The sequence below is a fragment of the Halobacillus sp. Cin3 genome (genome assembly GCF_947311855.1).
Taxonomy (GTDB): Bacteria; Bacillota; Bacilli; order Bacillales; family Halobacillaceae; genus Halobacillus; species Halobacillus kuroshimensis.
In genome coordinates this window covers 1,385,764-1,407,805 of the sequence record NZ_CAMZMV010000001.1, presented here as the reverse complement: position 1 = coordinate 1,407,805, position 22,042 = coordinate 1,385,764, and the positions used below count along the sequence as shown (strand labels likewise).

The 22,042-nt window shown below is 48.2% G+C and carries 21 protein-coding genes; 20 read left to right on the top strand and 1 reads right to left on the bottom strand.

Going from position 1 to position 22,042, the window contains the following annotated elements:
• Nucleotide 1: 1 nt before the first annotated feature.
• From QMA39_RS07515 to uvrC, 9 genes are all read left to right on the top strand, one after another.
• Entirely contained in the window at nucleotides 2-2,350 is a 2,349-nt protein-coding gene (locus tag QMA39_RS07515; protein WP_281658310.1) for an endonuclease MutS2, read from the top strand.
• A gap of 30 nt (nucleotides 2,351-2,380) precedes the next feature.
• A complete protein-coding gene (locus tag QMA39_RS07510) occupies nucleotides 2,381-2,788 on the top strand; it encodes a DUF350 domain-containing protein (RefSeq protein WP_027955198.1) in 408 nt (135 codons plus the stop codon).
• Between the two features lie 356 nt (nucleotides 2,789-3,144).
• Nucleotides 3,145-4,848: a long-chain-fatty-acid--CoA ligase gene (locus tag QMA39_RS07505; RefSeq protein WP_027955199.1), complete on the top strand. Its 1,704-nt coding sequence runs from the start codon at nucleotides 3,145-3,147 to the stop codon at nucleotides 4,846-4,848.
• Nucleotides 4,849-4,947: 99 nt separating this feature from the next.
• Nucleotides 4,948-5,550, top strand: coding sequence for a TetR/AcrR family transcriptional regulator (locus QMA39_RS07500; protein WP_281658309.1), 603 nt, complete (start codon nucleotides 4,948-4,950; stop codon nucleotides 5,548-5,550).
• On the top strand, nucleotides 5,550-6,323 hold the full coding sequence (locus tag QMA39_RS07495; RefSeq protein ID WP_027955201.1) for an enoyl-CoA hydratase: 774 nt from the start codon (nucleotides 5,550-5,552) through the stop codon (nucleotides 6,321-6,323). The genes QMA39_RS07500 and QMA39_RS07495 overlap by 1 nt, the downstream gene beginning before the upstream one ends.
• Nucleotides 6,324-6,344: 21 nt before the next feature.
• Nucleotides 6,345-7,118, top strand: a complete 774-nt coding sequence (locus QMA39_RS07490) for an electron transfer flavoprotein subunit beta/FixA family protein (RefSeq protein ID WP_027955202.1) — start codon at nucleotides 6,345-6,347, stop codon at nucleotides 7,116-7,118.
• A gap of 27 nt (nucleotides 7,119-7,145) precedes the next feature.
• Nucleotides 7,146-8,126 (top strand): electron transfer flavoprotein subunit alpha/FixB family protein, encoded by a 981-nt coding sequence (locus QMA39_RS07485; RefSeq protein WP_281658308.1) that lies wholly within the window; start codon nucleotides 7,146-7,148, stop codon nucleotides 8,124-8,126.
• Nucleotides 8,127-8,216: 90 nt separating this feature from the next.
• Nucleotides 8,217-8,573: a thioredoxin gene (trxA, locus tag QMA39_RS07480; protein ID WP_280513303.1), complete on the top strand. Its 357-nt coding sequence runs from the start codon at nucleotides 8,217-8,219 to the stop codon at nucleotides 8,571-8,573.
• Between the two features lie 117 nt (nucleotides 8,574-8,690).
• Nucleotides 8,691-10,505, top strand: coding sequence for an excinuclease ABC subunit UvrC (gene uvrC / locus QMA39_RS07475; RefSeq protein WP_027955205.1), 1,815 nt, complete (start codon nucleotides 8,691-8,693; stop codon nucleotides 10,503-10,505).
• 15 nt (nucleotides 10,506-10,520) lie between these two features.
• Here uvrC and QMA39_RS07470 read toward each other — a convergent pair whose 3' ends face one another.
• Nucleotides 10,521-10,964, bottom strand: a complete 444-nt coding sequence (locus tag QMA39_RS07470; RefSeq protein ID WP_027955206.1) for a YslB family protein — start codon at nucleotides 10,962-10,964, stop codon at nucleotides 10,521-10,523.
• 280 nt (nucleotides 10,965-11,244) lie between these two features.
• Between QMA39_RS07470 and QMA39_RS07465 the strand changes: the two genes are divergently transcribed.
• The 11 genes from QMA39_RS07465 (at nucleotide 11,245) to QMA39_RS07415 (ending at nucleotide 22,037) form a co-directional block, all read left to right on the top strand.
• Nucleotides 11,245-11,865, top strand: a complete 621-nt coding sequence (locus QMA39_RS07465) for a succinate dehydrogenase cytochrome b558 subunit (RefSeq protein ID WP_027955207.1) — start codon at nucleotides 11,245-11,247, stop codon at nucleotides 11,863-11,865.
• Nucleotides 11,866-11,928: 63 nt separating this feature from the next.
• Nucleotides 11,929-13,680: a succinate dehydrogenase flavoprotein subunit gene (sdhA, locus tag QMA39_RS07460; protein ID WP_027955208.1), complete on the top strand. Its 1,752-nt coding sequence runs from the start codon at nucleotides 11,929-11,931 to the stop codon at nucleotides 13,678-13,680.
• A 14-nt stretch (nucleotides 13,681-13,694) separates the two neighbouring features.
• Entirely contained in the window at nucleotides 13,695-14,459 is a 765-nt protein-coding gene (sdhB, locus tag QMA39_RS07455) for a succinate dehydrogenase iron-sulfur subunit (RefSeq protein WP_281658307.1), read from the top strand.
• A 133-nt stretch (nucleotides 14,460-14,592) separates the two neighbouring features.
• A complete protein-coding gene (locus QMA39_RS07450; protein ID WP_281658306.1) occupies nucleotides 14,593-16,917 on the top strand; it encodes an ATP-binding protein in 2,325 nt (774 codons plus the stop codon).
• Nucleotides 16,914-17,564 (top strand): response regulator transcription factor, encoded by a 651-nt coding sequence (locus QMA39_RS07445; protein ID WP_027955211.1) that lies wholly within the window; start codon nucleotides 16,914-16,916, stop codon nucleotides 17,562-17,564. The genes QMA39_RS07450 and QMA39_RS07445 overlap by 4 nt, the downstream gene beginning before the upstream one ends.
• Before the next feature lie 95 nt (nucleotides 17,565-17,659).
• Nucleotides 17,660-17,884: a response regulator transcription factor gene (locus tag QMA39_RS07440; protein WP_008635211.1), complete on the top strand. Its 225-nt coding sequence runs from the start codon at nucleotides 17,660-17,662 to the stop codon at nucleotides 17,882-17,884.
• Nucleotides 17,885-18,092: 208 nt separating this feature from the next.
• On the top strand, nucleotides 18,093-18,527 hold the full coding sequence (locus tag QMA39_RS07435) for a MarR family transcriptional regulator (protein ID WP_160836516.1): 435 nt from the start codon (nucleotides 18,093-18,095) through the stop codon (nucleotides 18,525-18,527).
• Between the two features lie 21 nt (nucleotides 18,528-18,548).
• On the top strand, nucleotides 18,549-19,367 hold the full coding sequence (racE, locus tag QMA39_RS07430; RefSeq protein ID WP_281658305.1) for a glutamate racemase: 819 nt from the start codon (nucleotides 18,549-18,551) through the stop codon (nucleotides 19,365-19,367).
• A gap of 106 nt (nucleotides 19,368-19,473) precedes the next feature.
• Nucleotides 19,474-20,559 carry a GerMN domain-containing protein gene (locus QMA39_RS07425; RefSeq protein WP_206935395.1) on the top strand — a complete coding sequence of 362 codons (1,086 nt, stop codon included), beginning with the start codon at nucleotides 19,474-19,476 and terminating at the stop codon, nucleotides 20,557-20,559.
• A gap of 126 nt (nucleotides 20,560-20,685) precedes the next feature.
• On the top strand, nucleotides 20,686-21,447 hold the full coding sequence (gene rph, locus QMA39_RS07420) for a ribonuclease PH (protein ID WP_206935392.1): 762 nt from the start codon (nucleotides 20,686-20,688) through the stop codon (nucleotides 21,445-21,447).
• Entirely contained in the window at nucleotides 21,444-22,037 is a 594-nt protein-coding gene (locus QMA39_RS07415) for an XTP/dITP diphosphatase (protein ID WP_206935389.1), read from the top strand. The genes rph and QMA39_RS07415 overlap by 4 nt, the downstream gene beginning before the upstream one ends.
• The last annotated feature ends 5 nt before the right edge of the window (nucleotides 22,038-22,042 follow it).

Here is a 22,042-nt window from a genome sequence, read left to right as displayed (position 1 = left end):
CATGAATCAAAGAATCCTTCATGTACTTGAATACAAAAAAATAATCGAACAGCTCAATGAGCAGGCAGCCTCTTCTTTAGGGAAAGAGAAGACAGCAGCACTCAAGCCGTCATCAGATCTTGATGAAGTCATCCAGCTGCAGAAAGAAACAGATGAAGCCGGGCAGGTCCTCCGTTTAAAAGGGCATGTACCTCTTGGTGGGATCTTTGATATTAAGCCGAGCATTAAGCGCACAACCATTGGCGGAACACTGAGCCCGCTGGAGTGTCTGGATATAGCGAGCACCATTTACGGCGGCCGTCAGCTGAAACGTTTCATAGATGATATGGAAGAGCCGGAAATGCCGATTCTGAGAGTACTGGCAGCCAGTCTTGTTCCCTTAAAAGAACTGGAGCAGGAAATCAGGAACTGCATCGACGAGCATGGAACAGTGATGGATGGGGCTTCTGAAAAACTCCGCACCATCCGCTCCAGCATCCGTACGTATGAGAGCCGGGTGAGGGACAAAATGGATTCCTTTACAAAATCAAAATCCAAAATGCTCTCAGACTCCATTGTGACCATCCGTAACGAGCGTTACGTCCTCCCGGTCAAACAAGAGTACCGAGGCTCGATTGGAGGGATTGTCCATGATCAGTCTTCTTCAGGAGCCACCTTGTTTATCGAACCTCAGTCCGTTGTAGATTTGAACAATAACCTGCAGGAAGCTCGCGTAAAGGAAAGAAATGAGATTGAAAAGATTCTCAAAGAACTATCTGAATCGATCGCTGAAGAACACGCGGTCTTGTCGTACAATGTGCAGATTCTTGGACAGATCGACTTCATGTTTGCCAGAGCCAAACTCGGACAGCAGATGAAAGCCTCCATGCCCGCCATGAATGATGAAGGCCGTATTAAAATGAAGCAGGCGAGACACCCTCTAATCGGCGGGGATGAAGTAGTCCCGAACGATATTGAGATCGGAGAGGACTACACATCCATCGTCATTACCGGTCCGAACACCGGGGGTAAAACCGTCACCCTGAAGCTGGTCGGCTTATGTACGCTTATGGCTCAGTCCGGCCTGCAGGTCCCCGCGCTTGATGGATGTGAGCTTGCGGTATTCAAAGAAGTCTATGCCGATATAGGGGATGAGCAGTCCATCGAACAGAGCTTATCTACGTTCTCTTCCCATATGACTAACATCGTGGATATTTTAGATAAGGTCGACCATCAATCCCTTGTCTTATTCGATGAGTTGGGAGCAGGAACAGACCCACAGGAGGGGGCCGCTCTTGCGATGTCAATCCTGGATGAGGTCGTTCAACGGGACGCCCGCGTCATTGCTACGACTCACTATCCAGAGCTGAAAGCCTACGGATATAACCGGGACGGTGTAATTAATGCCTCAGTGGAGTTTGACATCCAGACATTGAAACCGACGTACCGGCTGTTAATCGGTGTCCCGGGACGCAGTAACGCTTTTGAGATATCCAGACGTCTTGGTTTGAAGGAAGACGTGATTGAATCTGCGAAAAGCCATATCGGTGTCGATTCACAGAGTGTGGAAAATATGATTGCCTCTCTCGAAGAGTCTAAGCGTGAAGCCGAACGCGACTATGAAGAAGCCGAAGAGATGCTTGCCTCGGCAGAGAAGCTGAAGCGTGAACTGGAGGAAAAATGGAATCAGTTCGAAAATCAACGGGAAAAGCTGTATGAAAAAGCGGAGCAGAAAGCAGAAAAAGCCATCCAGCAGGCCCGTGAAGAAGCGGAAACCATTGTCGGCGAAATCCGTAATATGAAAACCCAGTCGCAGATGAAAGAGCATGAGTGGATTGAAGCCCGGAAGATGTTCGACGAGGCGCAGCCTGAGCTGGCGAAGAAAAAAGCCAAGGAAGCTCCGACACCTAAAAAGAAAGAAACAAAAGAACTGAAGCCGGGTGACGAAGTGAAGCTGCTTACACTCAACCAGCAGGGTACCATCGTGGACCAGACGGGAAAAAATGAATATCAGGTCCAAGTTGGAGTTATGAAGGTAAAAGCGAAACGAAAAGAGCTTGAATTCGTAAAAGCTAAAGAGCCTTATAAAGAAAAGCCGATGGCGACGGTCAAAGGAAAAAGTTTTCATGTAAAAACAGAACTGGACCTGCGCGGGGAGCGTTACGAAGATGCCCTGAACCGGTTGGAGAAGTATGTGGATGATGCGCTGCTTGCCGGATATCCGCAAGTGTCCATTATTCACGGAAAAGGTACAGGAGCGCTGCGGACAGCGGTTCAGAACTATGCGAAAAACCACCGGAGCATAGCCTCCCACCGTGCAGGGGGGATGAATGAAGGTGGAAGTGGAGTCACCGTACTGGAACTCCGCTAATGTTCAAAGAAAAGGGGAGCGGGAGCGAGTATGACTGATTTTTGGGAACATCCATTAGTGGAAACAGCCGCCAGTTACAGTGTTGTCGTCCTGTGTCTGGTCGTATTCATGGCGATTTTTGAAATTGTGACTTCCTACAACAACTGGGAGGAAATAAAAAAAGGCAATCTCGCCGTAGCTATGGCTACGGGCGGGAAACTATTCGGAATCGCTAACATATTCCGCTTCTCCATTGAACATAATGATGCCCTCACCCAGACGATGGGATGGGGCCTTTACGGCTTCTGTCTTCTGCTTGGCGGGTATTTCATCTTTGAATTTTTAACGCCTTCGTTTAAGATTGACGAGGAAATTGCTGCGGACAACAGGGCTGTCGGTTTTATTTCCCTCATCATATCCGTCGGTCTTTCCTATGTGATCGGGGCGAATATTATTTAGGGAGCGAGTCGTTTGGAAACATTAGCGAAAGTCCTCATGGTCGTTGCCGCTCTATTTCTCATAGTCGGTATATTGTTTTTCATCATTTAGCTATGGCGTGGGTTGTATCCTCCTGAACGAGTGTGGATCACAGCTGATATCCCGGGACGTGAGAAGGATGCATCAACAGCTCCTGATGGGAGACGTCCGAAAACGTACAAAAAGAGAACGATTGAATTCATCGGAGACAGACTCCGGTGAATTTTTTTATTTTCTGTAGAATCCTGTCAAATATTCTCAAAATTTTAAATTGTATTTCAAATGTTGGGAAAGTGTCGTTATAATAGAAGAGAAGATAAAAAAGGGGGCATGTGAGTATGACAGACTTTCAGCGTCCATGGCACAAATACTACCCGCCGGAAGTACCGGTGGAAATGGAGTACGACCAACGTCCACTGCAGGATTACCTGCGCGATACCGCTCAAGCTTACGGAGGAAAGAAAGCGCTTTATTTTATGGGGAAGGAGCTTTCCTATAAGGAAGTGTACGATCAATCCCTCGCTGTAGCCAGTTACCTGCAGCAGCTGGGTGTGGAAAAGGGGGACCGCGTTTCGATCATGCTGCCCAACTGTCCACAGTCGGTCGTTGCCTATTACGGTGTGCTTCTTGCCGGTGGGATCGTCGTTCAGACGAACCCGCTGTATATGGAGAGGGAACTGGAGTACCAGATGAAGGACTCTGGAGCCAAGGTCATCATTTGTCTCGACATACTGTATCCGAAGGCAGCGAATGTGAAGCCCGAAACGGACCTGGAACATATTATAGTGACGGGGATTAAGGATTACCTTCCATTTCCTAAGAATAAGATTTATCCTTTTATACAGAAGCGCCAGTATCAAGTGCTCGTTAAACCGGAGCAATCGACGGACACCCACCTCTGGACCCACCTTTTAAAGGAGAGCACTCGGGAAGTAAAGCCGGTTGATGTGGATCCTTTGGAGGATTTAGCGCTGCTGCAGTATACCGGCGGCACGACTGGATTTCCAAAAGGGGTGATGCTGACCCATTACAATTTGATCGTCAATACACAGATGGCGAAGAAATGGCTGTATAAATGCAGGGACGGAGAAGAGCGGGTGCTTGCCATCCTGCCATTCTTCCACGTGTACGGCATGACTTCGGTGATGAACTTGTCGGTCATGATGGGCAACAAAATGATCCTTATGCCGAAATTCGATGCGGAAGCCGTATTGAAGGTGATCGAGAAACAGCGTCCGACGCTTTTCCCTGGAGCACCGACCATTTATATTGCGCTGTTGAACCATCCAAATTTGAAGAAATATGATCTATCCTCGATTGAAGCCTGCATCAGTGGTTCTGCGCCTCTCCCGGTTGAAGTGCAGGAACAATTTGAGAAAATCACCGGAGGCCGTCTCGTAGAGGGGTATGGTTTGACTGAAACGTCACCGACCACGCATTCCAACCTTATCTGGGGACACCGGATCAGCGGAAGCATCGGGATTCCATGGCCGGATACAGACTCGAAAATTTTCAGGATGGATGCGGATGAGGAAGCGGACTATGGAGAAATCGGGGAAATTGTCGTCAAAGGACCTCAAGTCATGAAGGGATATTGGAACCGTCCGGAGGAAACAGCTCAGGTGTTGAGTGAAGACGGCTGGTTCCGGACCGGGGATATGGGCTATATGAACGAAGATGGTTATTTCTATATTGTTGACCGTAAAAAGGATATGATCATCGCAGGTGGGTACAACATTTACCCGCGTGAAGTGGAGGAAGTGCTGTATGAGCACTCCGAAGTGCAGGAAGCGGTTGTAGTCGGAGTACCGGATCCGTATCGCGGGGAAACCGTCAAAGCTTTCATCGTAAGAAAGCAGGACAGCGATATTACGGAAGACGAACTGAATGAATTCTGCAGAAAGCATATGGCGGCCTTTAAAGTACCGCGGTTATATGAATTCAGAGATGAGCTTCCGAAGACGGCTGTAGGTAAGATTCTGCGTCGTCAGCTCGTCGAGGAGGAGAAGGCGAAGTATGAAGAATCCGAAAGTATTCAATAAACATAAAAAAGAAAGTTGACAGAATATTTCCTTGAATGTAATATAATAAGTGAATGATGATTCATTCATTTTCAGTATACAGATCAAGGAGATATCCACATGAAAAAAAACAAACCAAAATTCAAACAGATTATAGATGCAGCGGTCGAGGTCATTGCTGAAAATGGGTACCACTCCTCACAGGTATCAAAGATTGCTAAAAAAGCAGGAGTGGCTGACGGCACGATTTATTTGTACTTCAAAAACAAGGAAGATATCCTCGTTTCACTGTTCCAGGAGAAAATGGGGCAGTTCATAGAAAAGATTGAGCAGGAAACCACCTCCAGGCAGTCAGCGGATGAAAAGCTCCATACGCTGATCCATACGCACTTTGAGCAGCTGGCTGCCGATCACCATCTGGCTATTGTCACCCAGTTGGAGCTGAGACAATCAAACAAGGACTTAAGACAGAAGATCAACAATGTCTTAAAGCGCTATTTGAATGTCATCGACCAAATCGTCGAGGAAGGTGTGGAGGAAAGGCTGTTCCGCAATGGCTTGGACCGCCGTCTCGTACGTCAGATGATTTTCGGGATGATGGATGAGACGGTAACCAACTGGGTCATGAAGGATCAGCGTTATAACATAGTAGACCAGGCAAGTGAAGTCCATAGCTTGATTATCTATGGATTAGCCCGGAATCGTGAAGAAGAGGAGAGGTAATGTTGTCAACGTTAACGATGGAAATCCATAACCATGTCGCAGAGATTACCCTGCAGAGTCCTCCGGCCAATGCTTTGTCGAGTCATATTCTAAAGGATCTTTCCGCGGAACTGGATAAGGTGGAGCAGGACGCATCCGTCAAGGCCATCCTTCTGAAAGGCGAAGGAAGATTTTTCTCAGCCGGGGCAGATATTAAGGAATTCACGACACTGCAGGGCGCGGATGATTACAAATCCCTGTCCTCCAAGGGACAGAAGCTTTTTCAGCGGATTGAACACTTCCATGTTCCAGTAATCGCATCCATACACGGAGCTGCCCTTGGAGGCGGCCTGGAACTGGCGATGGCCTGTCACATCCGCTACGCAGCAGAAGATGCCAAACTCGGACTTCCGGAAATCAATCTTGGAATAATTCCCGGATTCGCAGGGACCCAGCGGCTTCCGAGATATGTCGGAGCAGCTAAAGCGTATGAAATGATTTTGACGGGTGTTCCGATCACCGGGCAGGAAGCGGCGGCCAGCGGGCTGGTTAACAAGAGCTTTTCTGCTGAGGAAGTGCATGGGGAAGCATCAAAGCTGGCTGCTGCTATTGCGGAGAAGAGTGGTCCGACGATTCATCATGTGATGAATCTCGTTCCCCTGACACACAATCCTCAGTTTGAGGAAGGGAACCGCGCTGAGGCAGAAGCCTTTGGCGATGTATTTGGGAAAGAGGATGCCAAAGAAGGCATTCAGGCGTTTATTGAGAAAAGGAAACCTGATTTCAAACATTAATGCTTTAGGAGGTCATAGACAATGAACATTTATGTACTGCTTAAAAGAACGTTTGATACAGAGGAAAAGATTGCGGTCAACGGTGGAGCGATTGCTGATGACGGAGCCGAATACATCATCAACCCTTATGATGAATATGCCGTGGAGGAAGCGATCAATCTCCGTGACGCCCACGGCGGTGAGGTTACGGTCGTAACGATTGGCGAGGAAGACGCTGAGAAACAGCTGCGTACAGCACTGGCGATGGGGGCGGACAAAGCCGTCTTAATTAATACAGAGGATGACCTTGAAGAAGGAGACCAGTTTACAACCGTCAAGATTTTAGAGGCCTTTTTCGAGGGTAAGGAAGCTGACATCATATTAGCTGGTAACGTCGCGATTGACGAGGCCAGCGGTCAGGTTGGTCCGCGCCTGGCAGAACGTCTTGATATAGCCTGTGTGACAACGATCACGAAGATCGAAGTCGATGGCACGACCGTCAATATCGAGCGGGATGTGGAAGGTGATGTAGAGAAAGTTGAAACTTCTCTGCCATTGCTCGTTACGTGCCAGCAGGGATTGAACGAGCCGCGCTATCCATCTCTTCCTGGAATCATGAAAGCGAAGAAAAAGCCGCTGGAAGAGCTTGAGATAGATGATCTGGACTTAGAGGAAGATGATGTAGAAGCGAAAACAACCACCATGGAGATTTTCCTACCGCCTGCGAAAGAAGCGGGTAAGGTTCTTGAAGGGGAAGTCGACGATCAGGTGAAAGAATTGGTTTCCTTACTAAAAACTGAAGCGAAAGTTCTGTAAATAGACAAAGGGAAAGGAGAATGGGTTATGAGCAAAAAAGTATTGGTCATTGGTGAATCGAGAGAGGGATCTCTTCGTAACGTAACTTTTGAAGCAATTGCTGCAGCGAATCTCGTCAGTGATGGCGGCGAAGTGGTCGGTGTCCTCTGCGGAGATGGGGATTTGAAGGGAATGGCACAGGAAATGGTGTACTACGGCGCCGCACGTGTCATCACTGTTTCAAACCCGGAATTGAAAACGTATACATCTGATGGATATGCCCAGGCGGTCCAGCAGGTCATTGACGATGAGTCTCCGGAAGGGATCATCATGGGGCATACCGCCATCGGGAAGGACTTGACGCCGAAGCTTGCCAGCAGGCTGGAGTCCGGGCTGATTTCAGATGCAACGGAAGTTGTAGTCGAAGGCGGAGATATCGTCTTCACCCGTCCGATTTATTCTGGTAAAGCTTTTGAAAAGAAAAAGATTACAGACGGATTGATTTTTGCTACCATTCGTCCAAACAACATTCCGTCCCTGAATCGTGATGATTCCTTGACCGGTACGGTGTCAGAGAAAGAGGTTCAAATCTCCAATATCCGCACAATCATTAAAGAGGTCCTGAAAAAATCCTCCGATGGTGTGGATTTATCCGAAGCCAAAGTCATTGTAGCCGGAGGACGCGGTGTGAAAAGTGCAGAAGGGTTCGAACCGCTTGAAAAGCTGGCCGAAGCGCTCGGCGGAACCGTAGGGGCCTCCCGCGGTGCGTGCGATGCCGGTTACTGCGACTACTCCCTGCAGATCGGTCAGACAGGGAAGGTTGTTACACCAGACCTCTACATTGCCTGCGGGATTTCCGGTGCGATTCAGCACTTAGCGGGAATGTCCAATTCCAAAGTCATTGTAGCCGTCAATAAAGATCCGGAAGCGAATATTTTCAATGTAGCTGATTACGGCATCGTCGGTGACTTGTTCGATGTCATCCCGAAACTGACCGAAGAAATCAAGCAGATGAAAGTAAACGCATAGGAAAAAGCCGGAGCCGATCATTTGGCTTCGGCTTTATTCCATGTTTAAATAAGGTATAAACAAAATATTAGTCACTAACAATAGATAGTGATATACTCTTTACAGACTAAAAGGTCGAGGAGGAATTATAGTATGGCAATTGTAAAAGCTACTGATCAAACATTTACAGAAGAAACAGGCCAGGGACTTGTCCTTGCAGATTTCTGGGCACCTTGGTGCGGACCTTGTAAAATGATCGCTCCTGTATTGGAAGAAATTGATGCGGAAATGAGCGACCAAGTTAAAATCGTGAAACTCGATGTTGATGAAAACCAGGAAACAGCTGGTAAGTTCGGCGTTATGAGTATCCCGACACTGCTTCTTTTCAAAGACGGCCAGGTTGTTGACCAGGTTATCGGCTTCCAGCCTAAAGAAGCGCTAACTGAAATCATTACGAAACATGCCTGAGTAAAAAGGTGATCGTAGAAAGCCGCGCTGTATGCAGCGCGGCTTTTATCATGCATAAATGTACCGGTCGTGTGGTATTTTCATTATATATCCTTCTGACAGTATGGAGTGAAAACAATGAATTCAACGATTAAGGAGAAACTGGCCGTTTTACCAGACCAGCCCGGCTGTTATTTAATGAAAGATAAGCATGGGACAATTATTTATGTGGGGAAATCCAAAGTATTGAAGAACCGCGTGCGCTCCTACTTTACCGGAGCCCATGACGGGAAGACCCAGCGTCTTGTGCGGGAGATCGTCAATTTTGAATACATTGTCACCACCTCTGAAATAGAGGCGCTGATTCTTGAGATGAACCTGATCAAAAAGTATGACCCGAAATACAATGTTCTATTGAAAGATGATAAGACTTATCCTTATTTGAAGGTGACCGGTGAACGTCATCCCCGACTGATTGTAACGAGGAATGTGAAGAAAGATAAGGGGAAATACTTCGGTCCCTATCCGAACGTCATTGCGGCAAGGGAAACGAAGAAACTGCTTGACCGGCTGTACCCTCTAAGAAAATGCAACACGATGCCGGACCGCGTCTGTCTGTACTATCATATGCACCAGTGCCTTGGCCCCTGTGAGTACAAGGTTACAAAACAGACGAATGATGAAATCGTCCAGCAGATTACTTCCTTCCTGAACGGTGGACATAAGGAAATCAAAAAAGATTTGAAGCAGAAAATGCTCGATGCGTCTGAGGAACTCGATTTTGAGCGGGCCAAGGAACTCAGGGATCAGATCGAACACATTGAATCGGTCATGGAGCAGCAGAAGATGACCATGAACGATCAAGTGGACCGGGATATTTTTGGATACAGCTATGATAAAGGGTGGATGTGCGTGCAGGTCTTTTTCATCCGCCAGGGCAAGCTGATCGAACGCGACGTCTCGCTGTTCCCGTTCTTTGATGATCCGGAAGAAACCTTCCTCAGCTACATCGCCAGGTTTTACCTGCATCAAAACCACCCGTATCCAAAGCAGGTGCTCGTGCCTGTGGCGACGAACGTAGATGTTCTGGAAGGCGCCATCGATACGAAGGTTATGATTCCGATGCGCGGGCGCAAGAAGGAACTGGTGGAACTGGCAATGAAAAACGCCAAGATTTCCCTTGAAGAGAAGTTCGCCTTGATTGAGCGGGATGAAGAGCGGACGATTAAAGCGGTTGAATCGCTGGGAGAGAAGCTTCATATTGAAACCCCGCACCGGATTGAGGCGTTTGATAACTCCAATATCCAGGGAGCGGATCCGGTTTCAGCGATGGTCGTCTTTACGGACGGCCGTGCCGATAAAAAAGAGTATAGAAAATACAAAGTCCGGGATGTTAAAGGCCCGGATGACTATGAAACGATGCGCGAAGTGGTTCGAAGGCGCTACCAGCGTGTCTTAAAAGAAGACCTTCCGTTGCCGGATCTGATTGTCGTTGATGGAGGAAAAGGACAGATGTCGGCGGCCTTGGATGTATTGGAGAATGAGCTGGGGATAGATGTTCCGCTCTGCGGCCTTGCCAAGGACGATAAGCACAAGACGAGCGAACTCCTGTATGGAGATCCTCCTTCGCCGGTGGATCTGGATAGGAAATCGCAGGAATTTTACCTCGTCCAGCGGATTCAGGACGAAGTCCACCGATTCGCCATCTCCTTCCACAGGCAGCTGCGCGGAAAGGGAGCCATCCAGTCTGAACTGGATGAAATTCCTGGTGTCGGTCAAAAGCGGAGACGCCTTCTGCTTCGTCATTTTAAGTCCGTGACAGAAATCAAGGAAGCGGATATTCAGTCAATTACGAAGCTCGGAATACCGGAACCCGTAGCCAACACGATCCTCATTCATTTGAATGATAACCAGGACGACCCTGATGAACAAGAAGAACCAGCTGAGGAATAACAGCTGGTTCTTTTCTTATGCTTTCATCGCTTTGATTTCCACGACATTTTCTTTTTTATTGACTTCTTCAAAGCACTCATATGTATCATCCGTCATTTGTTTAATGGATTCGGAAAGAAATCCGCATTCCATACGAAAATCCACGTCCAGCAGTTTTTGGTGGAGGCGTTTTTCAATCATGTGCCCTTTCAGGTGAAAGGTGTATTCGTTTTTCTTTTCTTTTATTTTAACGAGCTCTCCCCAGCCCATGTACTGGAAGAATTCAAAGAGCTCATCGAAGGTTTCAAGACTGGTCTGTCGTGCCATGTTTTTCCCCATATAATAAAGGAGATAAGGGGCATCCTTTCCAAGAAAGTCAGGGAGGGCGAAGTAGCGCATTAAATCGAACCCTGCTCCGGTGCCCACAAGCGATGAAATGTTGCTTGTTGTTAGTTTCGTAGATTCTTTCAAAACGCTCATTCCTTTCTCCCTTTATTATCACTCGAAATCTTCAGTGGTGCAATATGATTTCTCTCATTTTATCAAAAGGAAATAAATGTGTATTTTTGAACATTTTATAATCCCGCTTTCTTGACGCTTATTCGGGATAGAAGTACAATAAACATGTCACAAATTGTACATTCGTCAGACAAGTTTAGGGAATGGGGCTTTTCCTATAATTTTTTTAAGCGGAATTAAAGCGCTTAACTGTCTGAAAAATGTCCATATTCAATCTGTTACTATCTTGAGGGGGGTAAATATGGCGGGAACGCGCGGATACGTCAATCGAAGACTACATTCATTACTGGGAGTTATTCCAATCGGGATCTTTTTGATTCAGCACTTGACTGTAAACTATTTTGCAACACGTGGTCCACAGGCATTCAATGATGCGGCACACTTCATGGAGAGTCTGCCTTATCGGTATGTGCTGGAAACATTTATCATTTTCCTACCACTGTTGTTTCACGCAATTTATGGTGTGTATATTGCCTTTACAGCCAAAAGCAACTTGTCTAATTTCGGATATTTCCGGAACTGGATGTTCATTTTCCAAAGAATCACAGGGATTGTTACGCTGATCTTTATCGCGTGGCACGTCTGGGAGACACGGATCGCCATCGGTTTTGGATGGGCGGATCTTAACTACCAGTTGATGGAAGGGATTTTAACGGAGCCGTTCTTCTTCTGGTTCTATGTAATTGGTGTAATCTCTACAACCTTCCACTTTTCCAACGGACTGTGGTCTTTCTTTGTCAGCTGGGGCATCACCGTGTCACCACGCTCTCAGAAGATCATGACCTACGTAAGCATCATCGTTTTCGTTGCCATTTCCTATGTTGGAGTGCGCACGTTGATTCAGTTTGCCTACGGAATTTAAAACTATGAACATAACAATGGCAGTTTTATAGATTTTCAGTACTTAAGGGAGTGAGCTTCAATCATGACAAATAAAAATATTGTTGTTGTCGGCGGCGGCCTGGCCGGCTTGATGGCAACAATTAAAGCAGCAGAACAAGGGGTTCACGTAGATCTTCTATCTATTGTGCCCGTTAAACGTTCTCACTCTGTATGTGCCCAGGGCGGAATTAACGGGGCCGTCAATACAAAAGGGGAAGGGGATTCCCCGTGGGAGCACTTTGATGATACGGTCTACGGCGGCGACTTCCTCGCCAACCAGCCACCGGTGAAAGCGATGTGTGATGCAGCGCCCGGCATCATTCACCTTCTGGACCGTATGGGGGTCATGTTCAACCGTACGCCGGAAGGGCTTCTCGATTTCCGACGTTTCGGCGGAACCCAGCACCACCGGACAGCCTATGCGGGAGCTACGACAGGGCAGCAGCTTCTGTATGCCCTTGATGAACAGGTCCGCCGCCACGAGGTGAACGGCCTTGTAACGAAATACGAAAACTGGGAGTTCCTTTCCGCGATTATCGGCGACGATGGCGTCGGCCGTGGAGTGATCGGACAGAACTTGAGCACCCATGAAATTAAAGCGTTCCCTTCCGATGCCGTCATTATGGCAACCGGAGGTCCCGGGATTATCTTTGGTAAGTCCACCAACTCGGTCATCAATACGGGCTCTGCTGCCGGATCCTTGTATCAGCAGGGTGTGAACTACGCCAACGGGGAGTTCATCCAGATCCACCCGACTGCTATTCCCGGCGATGATAAACTGCGCCTGATGAGTGAGTCGGCACGTGGAGAAGGTGGACGTGTCTGGACATACAAAGACGGGGAGCCATGGTATTTCCTTGAGGAAAAATATCCGGCATACGGAAACCTTGTGCCGCGTGATATCGCAACGAGGGAAATTTTCGACGTTTGTGTTAACCAGAAACTGGGAATCAACGGAGAAAACATGGTATACCTTGATCTCTCTCATAAAGATCCTAAGGAACTGGATGTTAAGCTTGGCGGCATCATTGAGATATATGAGAAGTTCGTCGGTGAAGATCCGAAGAAGGTTCCGATGAAAATTTTCCCTGCCGTACACTATTCGATGGGCGGCATGTGGGTCGACTATGATCAGATGACCAACATTCCTGGTATTTTTGCTGCCGGTGAATGTGATTATACGCAGCACGGAGGCAACCGTCTCGGAGCCAACTCCCTTCTTTCCTCCATTTACGGCGGTATGGAAGCAGGTCCGAATGCTGTGAAATACCTGGATGGTCTTGAAACCCTTGCGGACGATATGAGTTCAGCTCTGTTTGATAAAGCCGTCAAAGAAGAGCAGGACAAATTCGAGAAAATTATGAGTATGGACGGCGACGAAAACGCCTACCAGATTCATAAAGAGCTTGGGGAATGGATGACGGATAACGTGACCGTTGTCCGTGATAATGACAAGCTGTTGGAGACGGATAAAAAGATTGTTGAGCTGATGGAACGTTATGAACGCATAAACATCAACGATACATCCCGCTGGAGCAACCAGGGAGCTATGTTTACCCGCCAGCTTTGGAATATGCTGCAGCTGGCCCGTGTCATCACACAGGGGGCCTATAACCGTAATGAAAGCCGCGGTGCCCATTATAAGCCTGAATTCCCGGATCGTAACGATGAAGAATGGCTGAAGACAACGGTAGCAAGCTACGACAAAGAAAATAACAAGCCGGTTTTCCGTTATGACGATGTCGATACATCCTTAATCGAGCCTCGTAAACGTGACTACTCGAAGAGTAAATAAAGGAGGTAACGATCATGAGCGAAAATAAAATGATTACGATGATCATCAAACGGCAGGACGATCCTGATCAGTCTCCGTATGAAGAGAAGTTTGAGATTCCGTATCGTGAAAATATGAATGTCATCTCTGCGCTTATGGAAATCCGCCGTAACCCTGTCAATGCAGAAGGCCAGGCGACGACTCCTGTCTATTGGGACATGGGCTGCCTGGAAGAAGTATGTGGTGCCTGTTCTATGGTGATTAACGGAACACCACGACAATCCTGTACAGCGCTGGTGGATCAGCTGGAACAGCCGATCCGCCTGGAGCCGATGTCCACGTTCCCGATCAACCGTGACCTTGCTGTTGACCGGAGCCGGATGTTTGATTCCTTGAAGAAGGTCAAAGCCTGGATCCCGATCGATGGTACATACGATCTTGGTCCTGGACCACGTATGGCCGAAAGCAAGCGTCAGTGGGCCTATGAGCTTTCCAAATGTATGACATGTGGTGTCTGCCTGGAAGCCTGCCCGAACGTGAACAGCAAGTCCGACTTTATCGGACCTGCACCGTTGTCTCAGGTGCGCCTGTTCAACTCCCATCCGACAGGGGAAATGAACAAGAGCGAGCGCCTGCAGACGATTATGGATGGCGAAGGTCTGATGGGCTGCGGGAACGCACAAAACTGCGTACAGTCCTGTCCGAAAGGCATTCCTTTGACGACATCCATTGCTGCATTGAACCGTGATACCGCCGTTGAATCTTTCAAGAGCTTCTTTGGCAGTGATAAGCAGGTATAAGTCTTTACGAAGGACCCCGGAACTGACCGGGGTCCTTTTTCTTTTTCCATATGTGAAAGGGGTTGTAGGACTTGAGAAGGATAGTATAATAGATGTGACTGAAATTCGCTCGAGTAAGAAGGTGAGCCGTAGTATGAAAAACTTCAAATGGTCTCAATGGATTGTTTTGACCTTTTTTATTGTATCAGCGTGCTATTTAATTATTTTATCGGTGACCCAGCCCTATCTTGGGATTGATGCTGAACAGCAGGAAAGCGGCTGGGTCATTACCGATGTAGAGAGTGGGGGCTGGGCGGACAGGCAGGACGTCCCGCCGGGATCTGTTATTCTCTCTGTGGATGGGGGGAATCCGGGTCTTCATCATTCTCTTACGATGTTCAACGAACTGGAAAATGCCCAGTCCTTCAGGGTGGAATCTTCCGGAGAAGTGCTTCGTTACAGCGATATTGACCAGTTCAGCCGGGTGCACTGGGTGTTTTATATTCTGCTTCCTGCTCTGTTTTTTGTGGCGATTCTAGGAATCTCTTATCTGGTTCATAAACGGGTGCCTAAACGGTATTCGGCGGAACAGCTGATTTTGTATTTCCTGGCGATTGCTACGGCTTATTTGAGTAACAGTGGAGCTGTAAGAGATGACTTGTATAGTCTTGTTTTGAATACCAGTTTATTCCTGATTGCTCCTGTTATCCTTCTCCATTTCCTGCACAATTATTTTCAGGAATTGAAGGTCATCTGGTTCTCTAAGAACTTTCTCTATTTCTTATACGCTGCCATGGCAGGTGTTTCCCTGCTGGATACGTATTATTTAGTGACTCTTCAAAACCCGCCCTACTTTCAACTGGTGACGCTCACGTGTCTGCTTGGGTTGTATATCATTACCTTTGTGATCGTGTACAGGGGCGTATTTATTTACCGGCATGCCGCTGTCGGACCGGTCTTTAAGTATATGGCGATCGGGATGACCGTCGCGTTTTTCCCTTATATTCTTCTTTACCTGATTCCTTTTCTCGTATCCGGTGTGACCATTGTGTCGTTGGAGTTCGGTGCTGTGTTTCTAATCGCTATTCCAGCTACATTCATGTATTTGATTACACGGGAACAGCTGATTGATATCAATTTCATTATGAACCGCCTGCGCTATTACTTTATCCTTTCTGTTCTGCCGTCTTTTGTTTTGACAGCTGCCATCGGGTGGATCGTATCCGGCTTGTCGATGGTGTCCTTCATCCAGCTGTATTTATTGATGCACACGGCGCTGATTGCTTTCTTATCATTAAAGGAAGTGCTTGACGTCCGTATGCAGCGGTTTCTCTTTTCAGCACGGTACAGTTACCAGGAAAGTATGCACCGGCTGGCCAGCGACATGAAGGATCAGTCCAATGCGGTCGATTTGATGAAGGTCGTGAGGGATGAAATTAAAAACGTGATGAGTGTACGCGATATCTACATTTTCTCCAAACACAATAAGCGGAAGATGTACTGTGTCTACAACGAAATTCCTGAGGGGATTGTCGACCATTTTGACGACCACCTGTTCCATCAACCCTATGATATCGGATCCATCATTGAAACGGAAAAAGGATTCGGGGTCGTCGTCGGACTGTCGCTTGAGAAGATGACGATGCTCTGGTGCCGGGGAAAGAAAGACTTCACGACGTTAAATAGAGATGAAAAAACGTATTTACAAACCATCTCTCATAATGCCAACATTGCAATAGAGAATATGAATTTGATTGAGGACCTGGTCAAGGAGCTCAGGACATTGAGGAACGATCAGACGCAGAAGTATCCGGCATGGCTGTCCCGGCTCTTATTTACGATTGCGGAGAACCAGCGGAAGCAGCTGTCGATCGATATCCACGATACGGTGCTTCAGGAACAGCTGTACCTGTATCGTAAAATGGACGACCTGATCCGCAACCGGACCGATTTATCCACGAGTCTTCATGCAGAGTTGAAGATGTATAAGGAATCTCTTCTGGACAGTATTCACCTCACAAGGGAAACGTGTAACGAGCTGCGGCCGGCATTCATCGAAGAACTCGGCCTCGTGCAGTCATTGAAGAATTTGATCCATCAGTATCAGCTTCGTTCCAATTTCACCGTCTACTTTTCTCATGAACGGTTTGAATCAGAGCTGGATCAAGAAAGGATTCTCGGAATTTTCCGGATTGTCCAGGAGCTTTTAACCAATGCGATGAAGCATTCCGGAGCGAAGATCGTCAAACTCTCTCTTTTCAATGAGAAGGACCAGGTGGTTCTCTACTATTCAGATAATGGAAAAGGAATGGATTATTCCATGAAGCGGGACTTATTTTCCCATATCGGACTTTCTGGGATCGAGCAGAGGGTCAACGGTTTAAATGGAAGTCTGGAAATCACCACAGCACCAGGGGAAGGATTCAGGACGACCATCACTTTCCCCTATCCGTCACACAAGGAGGTCCAGCACGTATGATTCACGTATTAATTGTCGACGACCACCCCGCGGTTGGAGCAGGCACGAAAGCGATGCTCGAGCAGGAGGGGGATATGCAGGTGGATGTCATCCACGAAACCGACCATCTGGAAAGCTGCCTCGAAAAGAAAGCCTACGATGTGCTGCTTCTGGATTTGTATATGCCAGGCCTGAACGGCATTGAACTGGCCAAACGCCTCAGAAAAACGTTCCCGGATATTAAAATGCTGATCTATACCGGATTTGATTTGAGCACGCATTTCAATATGATTGTAGAAGCGGATATCAACGGCTTTGTCAGCAAGACTGCAGCAAGTGAACAGCTGGTTACAGCGATCAAAGCCGCTCTAAGAGACGAAGTGATTATTCCGCTCCACCTTTTCAAGCAGCTGCGCCGGACAGAAGCCTGCACGGCGGAAACGATTGAGTCGGCTGAAAACAAAGGAATCTCCTTGAATGAAAAAGAGCAGTCGATTTTAAAGGAAGTCGCTTCCGGTTTCACCAACAGGGAAATCGCCCAGACGCTCCATATGTCCCAGCGGAGCGTGGAATACACGCTCACGGGCATCTTCAACAAGCTGAACGTCCGTTCGAGGACGGAAGCCCTTTTCAAAGCCCAGGAACTCGGGCTTGTGTCTAAATCATGAACGCGTAGCACACGGGGGCTAATCCCCTCATACGATACAAAGACTAAATAATTCCCCTCAAGAAAAGCTCAGGAACAACAAGGAGGGGTACGCTTGTGAAGGAGGACGGCTATCGGCCAACACAAATTCTTACCAAGCGGGAGCGAGAAGTCTTCGAGCTTCTAGTACAGGATAAGACGACAAGGGAGATCGCAAAAGAGCTCTTCATTTCGGAGAAAACTGTGCGGAACCACATTTCAAATGCCATGCAGAAGCTAGGAGTGAAAGGCCGTTCCCAGGCAGTGGTTGAACTGCTGCGTATGGGTGAACTGGAGCTTTAATTCCATGAAGCAGCAGAGGCATTGGCCTGTGGAATGGAGGGAGTCCTTTCAGGTAGGGTCTGTCACGTGGTGATGATCATACCTGAAAGGGTTTTTTTGTATCGCCGGATACATTCACCTTGAAATTTTAGTGAGAAACGACCACAATGATATTTATCAAGTCATTTCGTTAGGAGTGCTGAATGTGGCTGAAACCCAGCAGACATCCATGATCGCTGATGTAGAGAAGGAACTTCGTTACATATCCGGGATCATTAAACAAAGAGGACGAGTTATCCTGAATCATTACTCGATTACAGCTCCGCAGTTTGTTGCGCTGCAGTGGCTGATGGAAAAAGGGGACTTAACGATCGGGGAACTCTCCAATCATATACACCTGGCCTGCAGTACGACAACGGACCTTGTCGACCGTATGGAGAAAAACGAGCTGGTTGAGCGGGTCAGGGACCCGAAGGACCGCCGGGTCGTCAGGATCCATGTACTGAGCAAAGGACAGAAGATCATTCATGAAGTGATCGAAAAACGACAGAACTACCTGGAAAACGTGTTGAGAAATGTTCCGGAAGAAGATGTGGAAACGCTGAACCGTCTGCTCCACGTCCTTCACGGGAACATGATTGAAATCGATGAAGAAGAACATTAAGGCATAAAAGAGGGATGCAGAGTGAAACAGGCAATCGGAGTCATTGATTCTGGCGTCGGGGGACTGACGGTAGCGAGAGAGTTGATGAGGCAGTTACCAAAGGAAACCTTTATCTATCTTGGGGATACGAAGCGGTGCCCGTACGGTCCGCGTTCAGAGGAAGAAGTGCGGGCGTTCACATGGCAGATGGTCAATTATCTGCTTGGGAAAAATATTAAAATGCTTGTTGTCGCGTGTAACACAGCGACGGCTTATACGCTGGCTGAGCTGCAGGAAGAACTGGATATCCCGGTCATCGGAGTCATTGATCCGGGGGCACGTGCCGCCATCAAGGTGAGTCAGAACAAACGGATCGGCGTCATTGGTACAGAAGGGACCATTGAAAGTAAAGCCTATCCGCAGGCGCTTGCTTCCATTGATCAGGACATCCGGGTGAACGATCTGGCCTGTCCGCCGTTTGTGCCGATGGTCGAAGAGGGGATCTTATCCGGCCCGAAAGCGGAAGGAATCGTTTCCCGAACGCTGCAGCCATTGAAGGACATGAATTATATTGATACATTGATCCTCGGCTGCACCCATTATCCGCTCATCAAGGATCTGGTCCAGAACGAGATGGGGGATCACATCCAGGTGATCAGCTCCGGTGAGGAAACGGCCCGTGAAGCGAGCCTGATTCTTGCCTATCACAAAGCACTGGAAACCGATGACCATACACCAAGGCATGAATTTTACACGACCGGCGATATGGAGAAATTCCGTCTCGTCGCCAACAGCTGGTTTGAAGAGCCGATTCAGATCCTGAAATCGGTAGAACTGGAACACGTCTCAAGCTCCGCCTGATTCAGGCGGAGTTTTTTCATATGCTTTTCTCCTCCAAATTACCCTGGTCTATTCCAATCGAGGGCTCGTATACATGGTAGTACAATCTATCTCAGGGGGGAAAAGAATGAGAAAATACAGCTATAAATCCTTTTTGACGGCTCTGGTGCTTCTAATGTGCACAGGGCTGCTTGCCGGATGCCTGTTTGAAGGAGAGCAGTCGCTGGAGAAAATGGATGCTCCGGATGAAGCTGTGACAACATCACCGGAAGCGGAAGAGGATGGTTCAGCACCGGAGGAGGATGGAGAGAAAGCAGAGGATTCGACAGAACAGGAATCCACAGCAACCGTCCCTCGTGAGCTTTATTTAATGGATGCCAATGGAATGATCGCCCCGCAGACGGTGGAACTGCCGGCTTCTCAGGAAGTCGCTTCCCAGGCGTTGGAATACCTTGTGAAGGATGGGCCGGTCACGAATCTGCTGCCGAACGGGTTTGAAGCCGTTCTGCCGGCGGGAACAGAAATTCTTGGGTTGAATACGGAGGAAAATGGAACGCTTGTCGTCGATGTGTCGGAGGACTTTAAAAATTACGAAGCCAAGGATGAAGAGAAAATCCTTCAGGCGATGACCTACACACTCACTCAGTTTGACAACGTGAAGCGGATTAAGCTGTGGATCAACGGACACGAGCAGGAAGTCATGCCTGTAGATGGCACCCCGATCTCCCAGGGAGTCTCCCGGGCGGACGGGATTAATAACAACGTCGGCGTGCAGCGGGATGTGCTGAACAGTAAGGCCGTTACCGTTTACTTCCCTGCCCAGAACGGGGAGCAGGTGTACCACGTTCCTGTCACCACACGTGTCGCTGAAGACAGTGATGAATATGCGGCAAGAGTGGAAGCCCTGTTTGAAGGGCCTGAGCTCGGCAGCTCATTGACCAACCCCTTCCATGAAGGGGCGGAAATGGTCAGCTCCCGGCTGGAGAACGGCGTCCTCGCTCTTTCTTTCAATGAAAAAATCCTGACAGGATCAGATCAGCCGGCCCTGTCTGATGCTGCCCTCGCCAGTCTTGTGTTGAGCATGACGGATCTTGATGATGTGGAATCGGTCGAAGTTCAGGTCGAAGGATCGGAGCAGGTCATCAATGAAGTGGGTGAACCGCTCGCCGAGCCTGTGTCAAGAACCGACATCAGCGGTGCTGAAGAAATGTAAAACCCGGCGCTTCAGAAGTGAATCACTTTTGAAGCGCCTTTTACGTTCATGAATAACTACCCGCACATATGTAATTTGTGTTAAGATGGGCAAGGATAATGATGAAGAAAAAGGAGGTCATCATTGATGCGAAATGATCAACGCGAAGTCAATGAATTAAGAACCGTTACAATAGAAACCGATTATGTGAAACACCCGGAAGGATCTGTACTCATCAGCTTTGGAGATACAAAAGTGATCTGTAATGCCAGCATTGAGGACCGAGTGCCTCCTTTTTTACGTGGTCAGGGCAAAGGCTGGATTACAGCTGAATACGCCATGCTTCCAAGAGCCACGGAATCACGCAACATCCGTGAATCTTCCAAAGGGAAGGTATCCGGCCGGACGATGGAAATTCAGCGCCTGATCGGCCGCTCCCTTCGTGCGGTCGTCGATCTTGATAAAATCGGAGAACGTACCATCTGGGTCGACTGTGACGTCATCCAGGCCGATGGTGGAACGCGGACAGCTTCCATTACAGGTGCCTTTGTAGCTGTCGTGCTTGCCCTTGGAAAGCTTGTGAACAAAAAATCCATGAAAGAGCTGCCGATCACCGATTACTTGACGGCGATTTCCGTCGGGGTACTGCCGGACGGCAAGGAAGTACTCGACCTCTGCTACGAAGAAGACAGCCGTGCTGAAGTAGATATGAACGTTATCATGACCGGCAAAGGCGAATTCGTAGAGCTTCAAGGGACAGGAGAAGAAGCAACCTTCTCTATGCAGCAGCTTCAGAAAATGCTTTCTCTTGCCGATGAAGGTGTCCAGGAACTGATCAAGCTTCAGGAAGAAGCGATCGGAGAATGGGCGGACGTGATTCGTGCGAAAGCGGGGGCGGCCAAAGCATGAAGGAGCTCTTAATCGCCACAAAGAACGAAGGGAAGATCAAAGAGTTCCGCGAGATGTTTTCCAAATACGGCATCTCCGTCGTTTCTCTTCTCGATCATGATCCTTCCATCGATATTGAAGAAACCGGTACAACGTTTGAGGAGAATGCCGTCATTAAAGCAGAAGCGATGATGAACGCTTTGAACATTCCTGTTGTAGCCGATGACTCCGGTTTAGAGGTCGATGCCCTGAACGGAGAGCCTGGGGTTTATTCCGCCCGCTATGCAGGAATAGAAAAAAATGACGCAAAAAACACAGCTAAACTGCTGAACGAGCTGAACAGAGTGTCCGAAGAAGAACGGACCGCTCGTTTCGTCTGCGCCGTTGCCGTCGCACGACCGGGAGAAGCGACGTTTACGAAGCGCGGCACGTGTGAAGGCCGGATTGCCGAGGAGCCGCAGGGAGAGCAAGGATTCGGATATGATCCTGTGTTCATTCCGGAAGGCTCCAGCCGGACGATGGCTGAACACACGTCCGACGAAAAGAACGCCATCAGCCACCGTCATCATGCCATCGTGCAGATCGAAGACTGGCTGAAAACTCAATCCTGAAAGTG